9 protein-coding genes are annotated in these 14737 nt (G+C 52.4%); 6 read left to right on the forward strand and 3 right to left on the reverse strand.

Annotated elements, in window-relative coordinates; genetic code table 11:
• The first annotated feature begins 42 nt into the window (after positions 1 to 42).
• The 4 genes from JX360_RS13995 (at position 43) to JX360_RS14010 (ending at position 3765) form a co-directional block, all read left to right on the forward strand.
• Entirely contained in the window at positions 43 to 1233 is a 1191-nt protein-coding gene (locus tag JX360_RS13995; protein ID WP_244352142.1) for a glycosyltransferase, read from the forward strand.
• Between the two features lie 328 nt (positions 1234 to 1561).
• Positions 1562 to 2344: a glycosyltransferase family 2 protein gene (locus tag JX360_RS14000; protein WP_244352143.1), complete on the forward strand. Its 783-nt coding sequence runs from the start codon at positions 1562 to 1564 to the stop codon at positions 2342 to 2344.
• Positions 2345 to 2529: 185 nt separating this feature from the next.
• A complete protein-coding gene (locus tag JX360_RS14005) occupies positions 2530 to 3177 on the forward strand; it encodes a YdcF family protein (protein WP_244352144.1) in 648 nt (215 codons plus the stop codon).
• A gap of 12 nt (positions 3178 to 3189) precedes the next feature.
• Positions 3190 to 3765 carry a WcaF family extracellular polysaccharide biosynthesis acetyltransferase gene (locus tag JX360_RS14010; protein ID WP_244352145.1) on the forward strand — a complete coding sequence of 192 codons (576 nt, stop codon included), beginning with the start codon at positions 3190 to 3192 and terminating at the stop codon, positions 3763 to 3765.
• An 18-nt stretch (positions 3766 to 3783) separates the two neighbouring features.
• Here JX360_RS14010 and JX360_RS14015 read toward each other — a convergent pair whose 3' ends face one another.
• The 3 genes from JX360_RS14015 to JX360_RS14025 all read right to left on the reverse strand — a co-directional run bounded on the left by JX360_RS14015 (position 3784) and on the right by JX360_RS14025 (position 10838).
• Positions 3784 to 5088, reverse strand: a complete 1305-nt coding sequence (locus tag JX360_RS14015; RefSeq protein WP_244352146.1) for a glycosyltransferase family 4 protein — start codon at positions 5086 to 5088, stop codon at positions 3784 to 3786.
• Between the two features lie 1750 nt (positions 5089 to 6838).
• A complete protein-coding gene (locus JX360_RS14020; RefSeq protein ID WP_244352147.1) occupies positions 6839 to 8110 on the reverse strand; it encodes a tetratricopeptide repeat protein in 1272 nt (423 codons plus the stop codon).
• A 109-nt stretch (positions 8111 to 8219) separates the two neighbouring features.
• Positions 8220 to 10838 carry a hypothetical protein gene (locus JX360_RS14025; RefSeq protein ID WP_244352148.1) on the reverse strand — a complete coding sequence of 873 codons (2619 nt, stop codon included), beginning with the start codon at positions 10836 to 10838 and terminating at the stop codon, positions 8220 to 8222.
• 437 nt (positions 10839 to 11275) lie between these two features.
• Here JX360_RS14025 and JX360_RS14030 point away from each other — a divergent pair, with 437 nt between their 5' ends.
• Both JX360_RS14030 and JX360_RS14035 read left to right on the forward strand, forming a co-directional pair.
• Entirely contained in the window at positions 11276 to 12313 is a 1038-nt protein-coding gene (locus tag JX360_RS14030; protein WP_244352149.1) for an SLBB domain-containing protein, read from the forward strand.
• Positions 12314 to 12377: 64 nt separating this feature from the next.
• A complete protein-coding gene (locus JX360_RS14035) occupies positions 12378 to 14624 on the forward strand; it encodes a GumC family protein (protein ID WP_244352151.1) in 2247 nt (748 codons plus the stop codon).
• The last annotated feature ends 113 nt before the right edge of the window (positions 14625 to 14737 follow it).

A 14737-nucleotide genomic window follows, 5' to 3' on the forward strand; every position in this document is an offset into this window, starting at 1 on the left:
AATACATAAGCTGAGATAGAAGTAGTTGAAAGGCTTAAAAGAATGAATATCCTTCATGTTATCCCATCTATTGCTAATATCAGGGGTGGTCCTAGCTTGGTAGCAATCGAAACAGTTAGAGCATTAAATGAACTAGGAATTAACAGTTGTATAGTAACAACTAATGATAATGGAGAACAGCTTCTTGATGTCCCACTCAACAGATGGACTGAATATGAAGGTGTATCCATTCAGTTTTTCTCCCGCTTCTCACCCGCCATCACACCCATTCGAGAGTTTGCTTTTTCGAGTCAGTTAACCTATTGGCTCTGGCACAATATTTCAACATTTGACCTTGTTCACATCCATGCCATTTTCTCTTTTCCCTCGACAGTAGCAATGGTCATTGCCCGCTTACGTAAGGTGCCCTATATCGTCAGTCCATTAGGACAACTCACCACCTGGGCGTTACAGCAACGTTCTGTTAAAAAACAAATTTATCTTAACTTGCTTGAGAAAAGTAATCTCAACAAAAGCAATTCAATTCACTACACCTCAGAGCAAGAACAACAGGAGGCATCATCTCTCAACCTTTCTGCTCCAAGTTTTATTCAACCTCATGGATTAGCTCTCCCTGAAATCATTGTCGATGCAAGAGCTGAACTGCGAACCTACTTAAATCTACCTGCAAACGAAACAATCATCCTTTTCCTATCGCGTTTACATCTCAAGAAAGGGCTCGATCTTACAATACCTGCCCTTGCCAAACTTAAACACAACAATTTTACCTTCCTTCTAGCTGGACAAGGCACAGCCGAGTACGAAGCAGAAATTGAAGCCCTGCTTGAGACCCATCAATTAGTCTCACGTACCATTCGTCCTGGCTTTGTAGTGGGACGGCTTAAGGATTTATTTTTACAGGGATCCGATCTTTTTGTTCTCAACTCCTACTCAGAGAACTTTGGCATGGCTGTTCTAGAGGCCATGGCATCGGGTCTACCCGTGCTGACCAGCCCAAATGTTGGCTTCGCCTCAATGGTGCAAACCCAAGACTTGTGCCTTATCGTCCCCCAAGAAGTGGCAACCATTGCTGAAAGGATCGCTTATGCCCTAGATCACCCAGTCGAGATGCAAGAGATGGCTCAACGCGCAAAGACGTATGTTGCAGAAAATTTCACTTGGAATCGAGTGGCAAAAAATCTAATTGAGATTTATCAGCAGATAATTGATCAGTCTAATGAGTGCAGTCCATGAAGTCCAGAATTCAATCTTACAAATATCACTACACGGATCTCCAGTTCAAGTTTGCCGGACGTGCCCCCTACCTGTGGAGATCGATGCTTTGCAGTGCCACCCTGTCCCGCATCAGATCATCCTAAAGCCCTTGGCTATGATGACAGTTATTGATTCTGTCTATCAACCTCTGTCTATCAACCCTTGACCCAATGACCTATGGCGCTCCTAACCGAACGGCTGACCTTCGATGCGTATCTTGCCTACAACGACGGTGCCGATGGGAGCACCCACCTTTCCAAGCCTAAATCTCACTCCTACTGAAATCTGGGAAGGATAAGAAACTCTCATGCAACTAGAGGCTATTACCCCCCTGATCCTTACCTACAACGAAGCACCCAATATCGATCGAACTCTGCAACAACTCACCTGGGCCAGCCGTATTGTCGTCATTGACAGCTACAGCACCGATGAAACGCTGGAAATCCTCAGCCGCTATCCTCAAGTTGAGGTTTTTCAGCGCCACTTTGACACGCACGCCAGCCAATGGAACTATGGCATAGCACAAGTCAACACAGAATGGGTTCTATCTTTAGATGCTGATTACTTTATAACCGATAACCTGCTCAATGAGATAAAGTTGCTCTCATCACCCCAAAGTATTGACGGCTACTTTGCCAACTTCAAATACTGTATCTTTGGCAAACCTCTTCGCGGCACACTATTACCGCCCCGTCAAGTCCTCTTTCGCAAAGAGAGAGCCATCTATATAGACGATGGACATACCCAGCTATTGCAGGTAAAAGGCAACTCTAGTTACCTAAAGGGTTGTATTTACCACGACGATCGCAAACCTCTCAGTCGTTGGCTTTGGTCGCAAGACCGCTACATGGTCATCGAAGCTAAAAAACTGCTCGAAACTCCAGATTCACAACTGAGTCTGGGCGATAGAATCCGCAAACAAAAAGTGATAGCTCCCTTCATTATCTTAGTCTATTGCCTCATCATAAAAGGCGGGATCCTTGATGGTTGGCGAGGCTGGTATTACGCCTTTCAGCGCATGTTTGCAGAGCTTCTGCTCAGCTTACGGTTAATCGAGGAAGAGTGGAAGACAAAAGCTCGCCAATCATGAAATACAGATGTCCCTGACCTCTCTTATGAGTCAATCTGAACTTAAACCGAGCGCCCATTGGATTCGTTACTATAGCAACAATTTCTCTTCTCCTTTGCCCATGTATTAAATCAACAACTTCAGCAACAACTTCAGGCAACGGGGCACACCTCTGCCTACATCGCCCTTCGCAGCCCTCTATCCATATGCTAAGGCATCTCCAACTTCCAGCTCGTTATCGCCGCCCCCTGATCTGCGGTCTCCTGGGACTGACTTTGGCTTGCCTGAGCTTTCCCTTCATCCGGCTGGGCCTAGCCGCATCCCAATCCCCTACCCCCCAAGGGATCCTCATGCTGGGGGGCGGAGCAGGCCGAGAAGCCTTTACCGCAGAATTTGCCCAAGACCACCCTGATCTGCCCATTTGGGTTTCCACCGGAGCTCCCCCAGCAGTGGCCCGCCCAATTTTTGCGGCACGGAATATCGGGCCGCCACGCTTGATTCTCGACTATCGAGCCGTTGATACCCTTACCAATTTCACCTCGCTGGTGAATGACTTCCAGGCTCAGGACATTCGACATCTGTATTTGATTACCTCAGCAGACCACATGCCCCGTGCCCGCCTGATCGCCTCAATTGTGCTGGGCAGTCGGGGCATTGCCTTTACCCCAGTACCCATCCCCCCCAATACCCTACGGGATCCGGGATCCCGAGAATCCCTGCTGCACATTGCCCGAGATGGGGCACGAGCCTACGGTTGGCTGCTCACTGGACGCAGTGGTGCCACCATTACCCTGTGGGTTCATCCAGAGCGGCGCAGGGGGATAGACGAGGGAGCTGTTCAGGTGCGGGGCTGAGCGGAGTCAGGAATGCCAGTTCGGTTGGATCAATACCAGAAGGGATCCTATACTCCTGGGGCTTCCTTAGTGCGCCAACTGCTGTGGTATGGGATTGGATCCCCTTGGGTGCAAAGTGCACTGTTTCCCTTTTCAGGGCTCAAGGTGTGGATTTTACGTCGGTTTGGAGCCCAGGTGGGCCGTGGGGTACGAATCAAACCCGGTGTCAAGGTCAAGTTTCCTTGGCGACTACAGGTGGGTGACCACGTTTGGATCGGGGAAAATGTCTGGCTGGATAATCTGGCACCGATCACCCTAGAAAGCCATGTCTGCCTTTCCCAGGGGGCGTATCTCTGTACCGGCAACCATGACTGGAGCGATCCCCGGTTTTCTCTCAAAACTGCCCCTATTCGGATCCAGTCGGGCGCTTGGGTCGGTGCACAAGCCATCGTTGGGCCGGGGGTGACGATGGGAGAGGGGGCGGTACTCACTTTGGGCAGTGTTGCCTGTCGAGATTTGGATCCCATGACCATCTATGCTGGTCATCCGGCCCAGCCGGTTAAAAAACGGCGACTAGTAGACACCACTACCCCCCTCTCAAACCCCTAAATGCCCCTGCCGACCCTGTCATATCTTCACCTTCAGTTGAGGTGGGGTTGTGGACTCGGGATGTGTAAGCTCAGGGTTCAGACAGTGCTGAAAAACCTGTAGATACTGCCTGGCAATTTTTTCGGGGGTGAAGCGCTGTTCTAGGTAAGCCCGGCCTCGAGCCCCCATCTGCTCTGCCCAGTGGGGATCCCGCTGTAGAGAGCAAATGAAGTGACTGAGTGCTTCGGCTGCCTGATTGTCAAAGCAGCAACCAAACCCTCCCTCCACAACCATGTCTCTTAGGTAGGCATCGGGGGAGCAAATGATTCCAATCGGCTTGCCAGTTGCCAGATGCCCATACAGCTTGCTGGGAGCGATCAGTCGCTCCATACCCGGCTTGACGCTAACCAACGCCACATCACATGCTGTCAGCGAGTAAGGCAGAGTTTCCTTGGCTTGATAGGGTAAAAATCGACAATTTGACAATTGATGGGTCTTGACCCAGTTCAGACAGTGCTGCTTTTGGGCTCCATCTCCAATGAAGAGAAACTGAATGGTTGGGTCATCCTTTAACAGCAGGGCAGCCTCTAAAATCGTGTCCATATCATGACAGCGGCCCATATTCCCGGAGTACAACACCGTAAAGAGATCCACAAGCCCATGCTCATGGGCAAAAGGATTCTCAGTCTTGGCTAACGGTTTGAGATGGTCGGGATCCGCCCAGCTATGGATGACATGAATCTTGGACTTCAACTGCGGGATTTGGGTCTCTATGTGGTGTTTCATGGAGGAGCTGAGCACGATCATTCCCGCTGCCCGTTTCCAAACCTGGACATTCATCCACTGCCAAAATCTTGTTAACCAATGCCGAGCCGGTATCACCCCTAACTCCACCGCCACATCAGGATAGAGGTCATAGACCAAGCAGACATACGGGATCCGGAGGAATAGGTGCGCGACAAAGCCCACAAACAAAAGATAGGGAGGAGAAGTCGTCAAGACAATCAGATCAGTTCGATTGGCGGGGCGCAATAGATGAAGGCAGGCGCGGACACAGTAGAGCAGCCCACCTATCACCTTGCCTCGAATCCGTTGCGGCCAAACACGGGTTGCTCGGGTACGCCGGATTGTCAGGGATCCCTGTTCCTCGCGGCGGGGAGCAGAGGGACGGGTGAAGGCATAACCAGGTTGACTGGTAAATACTCGAATTTTGAATCCCATCCTGCCTAGGTGTTGAGCCAGCTCTTCTAAGAGCTGTCCTGTAGCCGCAAAATCGGGCGGGAAGAACTGATTACAAATCAGCAGATGAAAGGACAGAGAATCTTTGCGGATGAAATGAGTCATAACGGGTCACAAAGAACAAGGCTCACACGAGGTTGTTTACCGGTAGAGGAGCAAACACACCCGTAGGGTCTACCCACCTTCATCGCAACATTCACCACGCCCTTATTCCGGAATCACGTTTTGATCAACCAGAATGCTTTTAGAATACCCCGGATTTCAAAAAAAACGACATAATAATAACCTGAACTTATTAAATTTCAATGCAGCTCAATGTCTGGCCTCGGAGCGATAGCGTCCTTACAACAGGGGCTAGGATCTTAAAAGCCCTATCTGGTAAAGGGGTTCTCTCCCGACTGGAATAGCTTCAATCCAGGAGATGATACCCATCCTAGATGTAGCAAATATAACAGTTCTCTTCTTGGAGAGAGTATGTTCTTCTATGCAGATCCGATTGGGAACCCAGAGTAGCTGCATGCTTGATCTTCTTTCTTTATGGGGTGACGACTACTGTCCCACTGCGGCTTGCTGTTCGGCCCAGGCTATCTTCAACTGTGATGGTGTAGTTGTAGGTTCCTGTACCTAAGGTAGCTGGGATTGTTTGACTGGCATTGCAGGATGTGGCCCCAACCGAGCACCCCACTAAGCCAGGAGAAACTGATTCATTAAAGCTAAAACCTGGCCCCACAAAGAGAACACGGATGCTTCGCAACCCAGCAGGCGTAGTGATCGAGAGGGTTAGAGTCACTGCCTGACCTGACCTAATGCTGCTCGGGACTGAGAGGGTTAGGGTGGGAGGGGCAGCAGGTGGTGAAGTTGGGGTCGGGCTTGGAGAAGGCAGCTGTACTGTAGAGGATGAGCCTCCACCGCCACAGCCTAGCTGCAGGACAGCTATCAGGAGGATCCCTAGGGTTACACCTGACGTAAATGGCAATCTCTTCGTGGGTAGAGTCTGTGCTTTCATTAACAGTTCCTGCGGTTTTTGGATAAGGACAATGTGAACGATGGAAACGAGTAATTGAATGCTTCTAAGGGCTAGTTGATTAGTTAACAGTAACTGAGCCGGCTTGGATGCCAACTTGACCCAACTGATCAGTGACCCGTACAGTGTATGAGTAGATTCCTGACGATCCTACAGGGATGGTGATGACTCGGGATACTGTGCAAGTTAAGGCCCCTAAGGTACATCCAATCTCAGAAGGGGTGTAGGAGACCGTAATGTTCACCCCCGGCCCAGTGGCCGTAGCGGTAACAGAAGCAAGCCCACCTGGCGTACTAGCCGTGGCACTAACGAATACAGCTTGACCCGCTAGTGCTGTTGTCGGAGCATTCACAATAATTGTTGGTGGAGCTGGAGGCGCAGGTGGGACAGGGGGAGCTGGAGGCGCAGGTGGGACAGGGGAAGCTGGAGGCGCAGGTGGGACAGGGGGAGCTGGAGGCGCAGGTGGGACAGTAGAACCAGTACTGCCACCTCCGCAACCCAGCAGGAGCTGTGAGGCAAGGATCATGAACCACGATGCTCTATACAAAATTCTATGTGCTTTTATGCTCATGACTTCACTCCTACCCTACAAAACCATCAGTGACTTTAAGGATGCCCTGGGTTACCGATTTAATTTCAATATCTGGAGCATACAATACGACACGATAAAGGGGAATTGTATTTTTCATTAATGTAAATTTTGGGCACACATTTTTCTATACTGGGCTACCCAAGTCAGCCCTTTTTGTGACTCGAAACATCAAAAGGGCTTCTGTCCCTTTCTAAATCAAACTTTTGCAACGGCAGGATCTCTTCTCCACAAAACTCTTCTCATTGGGATTGCTCCTCTAGTCCTGTCCGAACCAAAGGGATCCCTTGCAGTTCGCCGTTCAATTGCTGGACGATTTCTAGAGTGGGTGCTTTTTCCATGGCTCGTTGCATGCTCTCAACAGCTTGATCTATTTCTCCACGAAGAGCCTGGGCGATGGCTAGGTTGCGGTGAGCTTGCCAGTAAAGGGGATCCAGTCGGACTGCTTCTTGCCAGTGGTGAATAGCCGCATCCAGGTCTTGCTGCTCCAGAAGGATGGCGGCCAGCGTATTGTGGGCCTGGGGTAAGTTGGGATCGGCTGACACAGCCCTCTGAGCCTGCTGCAAAGCCTCTGGCAGTCGCCCCTGAGAGAGATATAAATCTGCCAAGTTAGCCGCCACCACAGCCAGCATTTGCGGATCCCTTTCCGATTCTGTTAGAGCAGCTTCTAGAAATTGCACTGCCTGTTGCAAATCTTGGCGTTCTGCCGTCAGTACCCCAGCGTCATTTAGGAGTGAAGAGGTTCTGGCTGCCCTAGAGCTTCCGCTGTCAGCAAGAGCCAAGGCCCGCTGCAGGGCGCGATCCGCCAGGTCTGGACGATGGAGGTGGTGGGCAATCCGGGCCAACAGGAGAAAGTCTGACGCCTCCAGCCAAGAACTGGGTAATCGTTCTAACAACGTCGCAGCATCCTGATATTGACCGAGCAAGGCCAAGGCGCGTCCAGCCTCAGCACTGTACAGCCCCACCTGGGCTTCCATCCGGGCAGCTCGCTGAAAAAACTCCGCAGCTCGTTGGGGATCCCCAGTTTGCCAATAGGCAATAGCCAGGCGGTAATGACCGAGGGCGTTGGGAGTCCTTTGCACGTAGGTGCTGTAGGCTCCAATCGCCTCTCCCCAGCGTTCCAGTTTTTCTAGGGCAATGCCTTTATAGAGGGGCAAAGTTACTTCATTGGGCAATTGTTGTTCTGCCTGGGTCAAGATTGCCAAGGCTTCTTCCCAACGACGCTCCACCAGGTAAGCCAAACCCAAATTGAGGTACACCGCACTGAGATTGGGATCCAATTCCAGGGCACGCTGATAGGCCCGAATCGCCCCTTGCAGATCTCCTTGACGCCTCAGCACAACTCCCCAATTGTTATAGAGGCCAGAATTGTTGGGTTCCAATTCCACAGCTTGTCGGTAAAGGTCTGCGGCTCTGGCCCAATCCTGGCTTTCCGTCGCGGCTACGGCTGCCGTCACCAGCTCGACAATGTTTGGCTCGTCAATGGCTTCGGCTCTAGCTGGTAATCCTGCCATGAGTAGCCATCCTAGAGCAACGACAACCCCCCAACCCGAGCGGAGCAAGAAAAGTGGGGAGAGCAGGTGGATTGCCATGAATTTAAGGCTCCCTGACCGATTGAGAAATCTATTGTGCATCTGGGGGAGTGGGGATCCCGTTCAAGATATTCAACCGCAGGCCCACTTGATTTTCACCATTGGGCAGGCCGAGCAAACCTTGTTGCGCATAACTCCCGGCGGTATTGCCCACGTGTAAATCTAGGGCGTAGAGGGAATGGTCGGTCTGGAACATTTGGCGTACCCCTAAGCTGTAGAGCGAAACATTACCATCGGGTCTTTGGGCACGCTCCCCAATTTTGCCGGAGAGGAGCTGATTTTCTCCTGAGAGAATGGGTGTGTAGGATCCCAGCAGTTGAGTGCTCTCACTCAAGTTCCAGCGCCCGTCTAGGGTGATCCCCAGTGTATTTCCCCGTCCAGAAGCCTCGGTTGGCACCAATAACTTAGGGGTAAACCCGACGGAATAGGCAGAAGAACGAGCTCGGTACCCAATGGGTAAATCGGCATACAACGCAACATCTGTTGCTCCGTCGGTTCCTTCAAAGCCCAAAGCCCCTGCGGATAGAGCCGCTGTGACGCCTGGGCGACCGCGATCACCCACCAAGGCTAGACGGCCCAACAAACCCACCTCAACAGGGAACGTATCGTTACCAACGGTATCTCGGTAAGTGACGATTTCAAGGTCATCCAAAACACCCCAGCGAGCCGTTTGGGTGAACCGAGCCTTGCTGCCATAGGCCAACTCGTACACCACTCCGTCCAGAGGCAAGGTGGTGCTGGGAAAGCCGTTCAAACCGGATAAGAAAGCAGAAGGTTCCGGGTAGGTATCCCGCTTAGCGATGGAGTATGCCCCGATCAAGTCGGGCAGGTACACAAAATCTAAGCCAATGCCAGAATCTCCGCCCGGTTGTACCAACAGGTTGGCGGGAGAAGCCGTTGAGGGGCCAAACCGATTGGTGAGGTAAAGATTAACGCCCAAGCGGCTGTTGGGCGTCCAGCGCACGCCTACATTCCAAACTGACTTGGGCACAAACAAAGAATCTTCCCCACCTGGAGCAAGGGTATTGGTTCCTGAGAGGATAGGGGTTACATCTGCAGAGAACTGTAGAACACGGCTAATGTCATAATCTAGCCCAAGCCCCAAGCCAACAACTGTACCAAAGTATTTCAGGCTCTCCCCATCAAAGCCAATTTCTGCATTGACCAGCTCTCCCGCATTACCGCGCAGATTGGTGACCGGGATCCGGTCGGGGAAGACACTCACCTGAGGATTGGCATGTAGACGAATGCGGGGGCTCCACTGATAGGTGATCGGAGCAGCAAGGCTGAAGTAGACGGAACTGTCTTCTGCCAAAAGAGCATTGTTGACGTTGCGATCTAAGGTGAGGATCACCTTGCGGGAACTGGGATTGACACTGAGGGATTGGTTGATAACGTTTCCGGGGACGGTATTGGCCGGGAACTGTGTGGAAAAGACAAGCGCTGAGCTTAGTTTTTCTCCCTCATAGACCTGCCATTTCACTTGGGCAGGGATCCCTTGATAAATAACTGAAACTCCAGAATCTTCAGCCACTAAATTGGCAAAAATAGTATCATCTTTACCCTCGGCACCAAGACTGAACTGGAGTTGATCTGAGATACCATAGTCAAGGCCGAAGCGAATGTCATTGCTGCGATTGGTAACATCAGAGAAAACCGTCCGAAAATCTTGCGGGTTGCCAAAAGAGTTGCCCCCTGCTGATAGAACCAACTCACCCTGCTTCAGGGGGGTGGCTGTTTCAAACCCAAACAGGCGGGTCATGGGTCGCTCTAAGGGGGAGCGGTACCGATCCTCTCCGGATGTGAGAGGAGTCTCAGCCAAGGCAACGGGGGTAGCCAATTCCGGAAACGGCACTAAGGTATTGCGTCGCAAGGGAGGCAAGATATCTTGATCCCTCAATTGGCCAAGAAAGGGTTGGGGTTGCAGCAGTTGATCTTGAATCTCGGGCACATTCAGGTTGGCAGAGGGTAAGTCTGAAAGGGGTGGGGCAGAAAAAGCAGGCTCCGTTAAGACTGCCGGCAGTTGGTTCTGTTGCAAAGAGGGGGTCAGAATCACAGGAGGCGGAGTGTCTGACACCTGATCCAAGTGATCCAGGGGCAAAGACTGGGCCAGCAACGTTTTTCCAGCCAAGGGCAGGGGATCCGCCTCGCCCCTATGGGTGAGGGTAGAAGGACTTGTTTGGCTTAGGGCTTGTTGCCGCACCCCCACCAACAAGTGCTCCAGGCGAGCCTGTTCCCTGCGAACAAGGGAGTCCACTGCTTGGATGCTAGCTAGGGTGCCTGTGGCAGCAGCTTCCTGATGCACCCATTCCAGGAGGGGCTGAAGTTCTGATCGGGGCTCTCCCGCTTTGATAGAGAGATTGCTTGTAGCATTGGACACCTCAAGATCCTGTGCAAACTCCGGTTGCCAAGTGATCTCCCAGTCCAACCCCTCAGACAGGCGGGATCCCGTCTCTAGGCTGGCCCAATTGGGCTGGGAAGGGAGGGAAACAAAGAAAGACTCGGGCTGAACTCGGGCGGCATAAGCCGGATCTGCGACACTCAGCCACAGGGATCCCACCAGCCCCAAGCTGAGGTGACAGGGGTAGTACCAAACGGACTTGAAGCGACCTAGCTCTCTAGATCCGCGGATCCCTTGAACAGGAGTCATTGATGCTGAACATATCTCTGCAAAGGAGTATATCCGAAAGAGAGAGAATGAACCTCGGGAATGTTAAGGATTGGATCTCAGGATTCAAGGCAAAAGACCATAAGTAGTGTTCTCAAATTTCTAATAACACTAAATACAGATTTTCGATGCTGAGTCTGGTTGAATGAATGAAAATGAACGAGTATGATATCAAAAATTTAGAAGCTGACAAAATGATGTTGGCCTCATCTTGGGGGGTTCAAAGTGCTCTCAAAGGCTGTAGCGGTGCTGCAGCTTGCAAGAAACTAGGGATAGCTTTTGAGTCCAGTGTTGGATAAACTTCAGCACAAGGCCAGATCACTGATTGTGGGTAGTGGGTGGTGTTAGCTCCAGTCCGACACGAAAAGTCTTTTCTTTGCCAGGTTCAGGCTCTCGTTGGGGCTTGTGTAGCGCTGAGCGTGTTTTCTGTTGCCCCAGTTTTGGCCCAAACAGGGTTGCCAGCACCGGCGCCCCGTTTGGATCTACCCTCTCCGACAGCACGAACCCTATACGTCTTGGGGCCAGGGGATCGGGTGCGGATCGATGTGTTTAATGTTGCTGAGTTTAGCGGTGAGCAGCAGGTGCTGCTGGATGGATCCCTGACGATACCTCTAGTGGGTTCGCTGATGGTGTCCGGCAAAACATTGGCTCAAGTGGCCGAAGAAATTCGCTTTCAGCTATCTGCCTTTCTGGAACGCCCGATTGTCAATGTCAGCTTGGTGGCTGCTCGCCCAATGCGCATTGCTGTGGTGGGAGAGGTCAATCGTCCTGGGGCTTATACCCTAACGGTGGGTACAGGTACAGGTGTCACCCTAGGTGAAGCCGGAGCCAGTACCGCTTCGTCATTACAGGTACCGATCCCCTCTGTGACGCAAATCTTGCAAGGAGCAGGGGGCATTACTGAAGAGGCTGATATCCGCCGGGTACAAGTGCGTCGTCCTACTCCAGGAGGATCCCTGCAAAGTTTCACCGTCAACCTCTGGGATTTGATTCAAGTTGGTGACCTTGAGCAAGACCTGCTGCTGTTTGATGGGGATTCCGTTTTTGTGCCAACAGCAGCGACATTGGATGCTACTGAAGCCGTACAGTTGGCTTCTGCAAACCTCTCTCCGGTGGAGATCAGCGTTAATGTCGTGGGCGAAGTGGTGCGGCCCGGATTGGTGCGCCTACCCCCTAATACGCCCATGAACCAGGCGATTTTGGCTGCCGGAGGGTTCAGTCGGCGGGCGGATGAGCTTTCGGTAGAGCTGATCCGGCTCAATCCCAACGGCACAGTCACCCGACGGGAGTTTGCAGTGGATCTAACCCAAAATTTGAATGAGCAAACCAACCCAGCTTTGAGAAATACCGATATTGTGGTGGTCAATCCCTCTGTCCTGGCCCAAACGGCAGATGTCCTGAACGAGATCCTCGGGCCACTCACCAGTCTGACGGTTCTACAACGCATTTTCCGATAAGAGTCCGATAAGAGTTGGATCCCTCTACAGCCCCTTATCTCTAGTCACGGCAGTACCTCAGTCTATGCAATCCTCCAAAGCCTACCCTGCTCCCGGCCCAGAGTTGCTCGCTTCTGATCAACTCCTCAGTGCCCCGCTGTACCCAGAACCCGACCTGTGGCAGGCGTTGCGGCGGCGCTGGTTCCCGGCGGTGGTCATGGCTGGGGCAGTGTTTACGGCGGTCTTTACTTACACCAATGCGCAAACCCCTCGCTATCAGTCTGAGACGCTCATTTTGCTGGATCGTCAGGCGACTCTTCCTGTGGTTGATGCAGGGCAACCGGTTAGCGTCAATCGGGATCTTTCCACCGAGATTCAAATTTTGCGCAGTCGCCCCTTGGTGGAGCGGGCCATGATGCGGTTAACGGATCCCTTTCAAAACACCCCTGCGGAAGTGGTGATCCCCAATTTAACGATTCGACAAGTCGGCAATGCGGATGTGCTGAGTGTGGCTTATGTGGATACCGAGCCCGAACGGATCAAGGCGGTATTGGATGCTTTGGGCAGCACCTATGTAGACTACAGCCTGGAGAGTCGTCGTTCCCAAGCCAGTAGTGCGATTGCGTTTATCGAAGAACAGCTACCGGAAGCACGGGCAGCCTTAGAGCAGTCCACCTCTGCCATTCGTCAGTTCCGCGAAACCCATCGCATTGTGGATCCGGATTCTTTTGGTCAGTCTGTGGTGGAAATCCGCCAAACCCTGGCGGGGCAAATTCAACAGAGCCAAATTGCCATTAACCAGATCCGACAACGGGAGCAGGTGTTGTTGAGCCAATTGGGGCAAGATCCCGCCACATCTTTGGAGATGACCACCCTCAGCCAAGACGGTGGATACCAAACCCTGGCTGCTCAGTTGCAACAGGCGGAGCTGGATCTGGCCCTAGAGAGAATCCGTTTTCGAGAGGATTACCCGACGGTACAGGATCTCCAAGCTCGCCGGGATCGTATTTTGGCTTTGCTGCAGCAGCGGATCGAACAGGTTCTCGGGCGCGCTATGCCGGTGAATCCCAGTACCGAACAAGCCACCCTGCCGCTACCGATCATGAGTGATTCCCTCGTTGGGGAACCCAATAGCCAAACTGGGATCGTTAATGTCGGCTCCATGGCCAACTCCACCGCGAATGGCGCCGGGATCCCTGGTAGTAATGTTCCACTGCAACAAACCCTAGCCCAACAGGTGATGCAGGCCCGAGTGGAGCTGGCGGTACACAATGCACAACTGGCCAGTTTGCGCCAAGTGGAAGACGAAATTGCCCAGGAGTTTGACCGGATCCCGCAGTTACAGCAGGTCTACACCGAGCTCCAGCGCCAAAATGCAGTGGAATCCCAATTGGTGAATACCTTCCTCTCCAGGCTGCAGGAGCTTCGCATTACAGAGGCCCAAGAAATTTCCCCTTGGCGAGTTTTACAACCGGCAGGGATCCCGAAAATTCCCATTTCCCCCAATCGGCAACGGAATTTGGTCTTGGGGCTGTTTGCCGGGGGGCTTCTGGGGGTCGGCACGGCTCTGCTGCTAGAGCGCATGGATCAACGGATTAAGGGGGTCGAAGAAGCCAAAGCTTTCACCAGTCTGGCCATGTTGGGGGCCGTGCCCAAAGTGGCTCTAGAGGGCTTGGTGATGGGGGAAGAACAACGACAAAATTACAAGCAAATGCCCTTTACCGAAGCGTTTCGTTCGGCGGCCTTGAATTTGGGCTATCTGGGCAGTAGCGAGGAAATGCGTACCCTCTGCTTCACCTCAGCTCTTTCGGGTGAGGGAAAATCTACCGTGACGTTCCACTTGGCCAAAGCCTTGGCAGAGTTGGGCCACAAAGTTCTACTGGTGGACGCGGATATGCGTAAGCCCACCCAGCACAAAATGATCCAAGAAACCAATGCCGTCGGCCTTAGCACGGCCCTTGTGGGAGAAACCACCTGGCAAAACGCCCTCCATTCTGTCATCACGGATCGTTTCCATCTGCTGTCATCCGGCCCTATGCCCCCTAACCCCGTCGCTTTACTGGGATCCCCCACCATGACCCGCTTACTGAGGGAATGGCGACAAGCCTACCGCTATGTGCTGCTCGATACTCCCCCGATTGTCGGGATTGCCGATGCCCAAAGTGTGGCCAACCAAATGGATGGAGTGGTGTTGGTGTTGGGCTTAGAACGTGCCAGTCGTCCCAGTGTAGCCCGTGCCCTAGAGTTGCTGCGCTCCGGCCAGGATCGGCTGGTGGGTATGATAATTAACCTACTGGACGCTCGCCATGATGGCTATGCCCTGGTTGACTGACAAAACTAATCGGTGACATAGCAGTACGTGTGTATTTTGAATTCGATTCGATAGGTACGCTGGTCATGCTGCTTCCGAGACGCCATGGTTGGTTCAGGATCGCGGTTACAGGT

It is taken from the genome of Thermostichus vulcanus str. 'Rupite', from assembly GCF_022848905.1.
Lineage (GTDB): Bacteria > Cyanobacteriota > Cyanobacteriia > Thermostichales > Thermostichaceae > Thermostichus > Thermostichus vulcanus_A.

What these genes read in the sequence shown, in the direction of transcription:
- JX360_RS13995 (WP_244352142.1), top strand. Translation starts at nt 43, where the DNA reads ATGAATATCCTTCATGTTATCCCATCTATTGCTAATATCAGGGGTGGT.
- JX360_RS14000 (WP_244352143.1), top strand. Translation starts at nt 1,562, where the DNA reads ATGCAACTAGAGGCTATTACCCCCCTGATCCTTACCTACAACGAAGCA.
- JX360_RS14005 (WP_244352144.1), top strand. Translation starts at nt 2,530, where the DNA reads ATGCTAAGGCATCTCCAACTTCCAGCTCGTTATCGCCGCCCCCTGATC.
- JX360_RS14010 (WP_244352145.1), top strand. Translation starts at nt 3,190, where the DNA reads ATGCCAGTTCGGTTGGATCAATACCAGAAGGGATCCTATACTCCTGGG.
- JX360_RS14015 (WP_244352146.1), bottom strand. Translation starts at nt 5,088, where the DNA reads ATGACTCATTTCATCCGCAAAGATTCTCTGTCCTTTCATCTGCTGATT.
- JX360_RS14020 (WP_244352147.1), bottom strand. Translation starts at nt 8,110, where the DNA reads ATGGCAGGATTACCAGCTAGAGCCGAAGCCATTGACGAGCCAAACATT.
- JX360_RS14025 (WP_244352148.1), bottom strand. Translation starts at nt 10,838, where the DNA reads ATGACTCCTGTTCAAGGGATCCGCGGATCTAGAGAGCTAGGTCGCTTC.
- JX360_RS14035 (WP_244352151.1), top strand. Translation starts at nt 12,378, where the DNA reads ATGCAATCCTCCAAAGCCTACCCTGCTCCCGGCCCAGAGTTGCTCGCT.